This is a genomic window from Terriglobales bacterium (genome assembly GCA_035937135.1).
Classification (GTDB): domain Bacteria; phylum Acidobacteriota; class Terriglobia; order Terriglobales; family Acidobacteriaceae; genus DASYVL01.
In genome coordinates, this window is sequence record DASYVL010000107.1 from 1 (window position 1) to 2,847 (window position 2,847).

General features: G+C 66.0%; 2 protein-coding genes. Both read left to right on the plus strand.

What is annotated here, in order from left to right; genetic code table 11:
- The coding region (locus tag VGQ94_06445; GenBank protein ID HEV2022152.1) for a hypothetical protein at positions 1-242 on the plus strand (242 nt) is incomplete at its 5' end.
- A 202-nt stretch (positions 243-444) separates the two neighbouring features.
- Positions 445-2,790: an adenylate/guanylate cyclase domain-containing protein gene (locus VGQ94_06450; GenBank protein HEV2022153.1), complete on the plus strand. Its 2,346-nt coding sequence runs from the start codon at positions 445-447 to the stop codon at positions 2,788-2,790.
- Positions 2,791-2,847 lie beyond the last annotated feature (57 nt).

Genomic DNA, 2,847 nt, shown 5'->3' on the forward strand with positions numbered 1-2,847 from the left:
GGCAGGCACGGCCCGGTGTGCATCCGCTGGACAGCCTGACGCAGTGGTCGCTGTGGGCCAGCCGGGAAAAGATGGACGCCAAGAAGTTCCGCGAGGAGTACGTCGGGCTGGGAAAGAAAAACTACGAGATCATGAAAAAGAAGTGGGACAAGAACGTGCAGCGCGCGGTCGAAGCCTCGGCCGACGACCTGTGGCCCAATGTGGAGAAGGTGCTGGCGGAGAGCGGCGGCGCACCCAAGTAGGCGTCCCTTCAGGCCCGAACTCGGAGAAGCGATCCCATGGATTGCCTTCAGGGGCTAAAGCCCAAGTCATGACAAGAGTTCCAACGGCACGGCTGAAGCCGTGCCTCTCCGAAACTATTTCTGAGACGGCTTCTAGCCGCGGCTCCGGAAGCCCGATTCCTTCGCGGGCGGCTGCCCGGCCGTGATAAATAGTCACCTCGGCGTGAGACTGTTGCGCCAACTCGGCAACTGGCTGGCGGCAGTTCCGCCCCGGCGGGTGAGCTTCGCCATCTCGCTGCTGGTAACGTTGGCGGGGCTGGTGGTCTTTCTCTTCGCCAACATCGGCGGCAGCCCGCTGGCCGGCTTTGTCTTCGTGCAAAACATCGAGCAGCGCTCGCTGGACGCGCGCTTCAACCTGCGGGGCGCGCGCCCGCCCGATCCCCGCATCGTCATCGTGGACATCGACGAAAAGACGCTGCAGCGCATGGGCGCCTATCCCATCGCGCGCAGCGCCTACGCCCAACTGGTCGACCGGTTGCACGCGGACGGCGCCCGCATTGTCGCTTTTGACGTCACCTTCCCCACGCCGGAAAAGAACTCCGCTGTAGAGGCGCTGGCGAAGCTGGAAACCGAGCTGGGCAGCGCTCCCGGCCCGGTGCGGGAGCGGATCGCCACCCTCAAGCAGTCGAGTGACAACGACCGGCTGCTGGCGGAAAGCCTGAAGCGCGCCGGCAACGTCATCCTGGGTCACGTGTTTCTGGACGCGCAGCGCGCCGAAGCGGTTTCGCCGGAGGCGGCGGAAGCCTACTTCAACACCGCTTGGGCCGCGGCCTTTCCCCAGGTGCTGAAGGTCAAAGCCGGACGCGACTTCGACCTCGGCGAGGCCTGGAGGAAAAGAGGCGGCGGCCTCGTGGCGCAGGCGGTCGAGGCCAACATCGCGCCGCTGGCCGAAACCGCGCGCTCCTTCGGCTTCATCAACAACAACCCGGATTCGGACGGGACCATGCGCCGCGCCGTCCTGCTCATTCGCTACCAGAACGCCGACTTCTTTCCCTCGCTCTCCTTCCAGGTGATGCGCGAGTACGAGCAGGTTCCAGACCAGGACCTGAAGGCGTTCATCAACGAGAACGGCTTGGAGCGCATCGAGTTCGGCGCGCACACCCTCAGGCCGCGCCCGGACAGCACCGTGCTCATCAACTACGCCGGCCCCTTCGGCACGTATCCGCATTACTCGATGGTGGACGTGATCGAAGGCAAGGTTCCCGGGGGAACGTTCCGCGACAAGATCGTGCTGCTGGGCCCGACCGCGCTGGGCATCGGCGACATCCGCAACACTCCCTTCCAGGGCCCGACGTATATGGGCATCGAGATCCACGCCAACATCATCGACAACCTGCTGCACGTGAACGAGCCGGGCCGCGGCTTTCTGCGGCGGGGCAACCGCGAGGAGATGGCGGACCTGGCGGCCATCCTGCTCTTCGGCCTGGGGCTGGGATGGTGGTTTGGCAAGACCAAGCCGGCTTGGGCGACGCTTTCCGCGGCGGCGGGGTTCGCGCTCTTTCTGGCTCTGGTCGTCGTCGCCTTCGGTCGCTTTGGGATGTGGCTGAGCTTCGTCGTCCCCGCGGGAACGCTGCTGGCCAACTACGCTGGCGTCACCAGCTTCCGCATGATCTTCGAGGAGCGCGAGAAGCGCAAAGTGCGGCGCACCTTCCAGCAGTACGTCTCCCCGGCCGTGATCCGTCTGCTGGAGCAGGACCCGGGGCGTTTCCTGCGCCGCGGCGGCGAGATGAAGGAGCTGACCATCATGTTCGCCGACATCCGCGGCTTCACCGCGCTCTCCGAGGGCCTGACCCCGGACGAGCTGGTCACCCTGCTGAACGAGTACTTGGGCGAGATGACTGAGATCGTCTTCCGCCGCTGGGGCACGCTGGACAAGTACATCGGCGACGCCATCATGGCCTTCTGGGGCTCGCCCTTCCCGCAGGAGGACCACGCCCAGCGCGCCTGCTCCGCCGCGCTCGACATGTGCGCGCGCCTGGAGGAGCTCAATCTCGGCTGGCGCGAGGAGGGCCGGCCCACGCTGGCCATCGGCGTGGGACTGAACACGGGCCCGGTCAACGTGGGCAACATGGGCTCCGACCGGCGGCTGGCCTGGACGGTGATGGGCGACAACGTCAATCTGGCCTCGCGCCTGGAGGGCCTGACCAAGGAGTACGGAGTGCGCGTGGTGGTGAGCGAGTTCACCTGGCAGCAGGTTCAATCCTATTTTGTGGGACGCGACCTGGACCGCATCCGGGTGAAGGGCAAGCAGCAGCCGGTGGGCGTCTTCGAGCTGCTCGACTTCCGCGAGAACGCCGAGCTACACAGCGAATTGCTGGCGGGCTTCGAGGAGGCGATGCGCGCCTACCGCCGCCGCCAGTGGCAGGAAGCGGTCATCGGGTTCGAAGCGCTGCTGCGGCGCTGGCCGCAGGACGGGCCTTCGCAGCTCTTCCTCCGCCGCTCGCGTGAATTCCTGGCTGAGGCCCCCGCGCCCGACTGGGACGGTGTTTACGTCATGCAGACAAAGTAGGGTTTTTCTGGCGCCGGTAGTGACTTCAGGCTAGCCCCCCAGAGGTGGAGGTGGGGG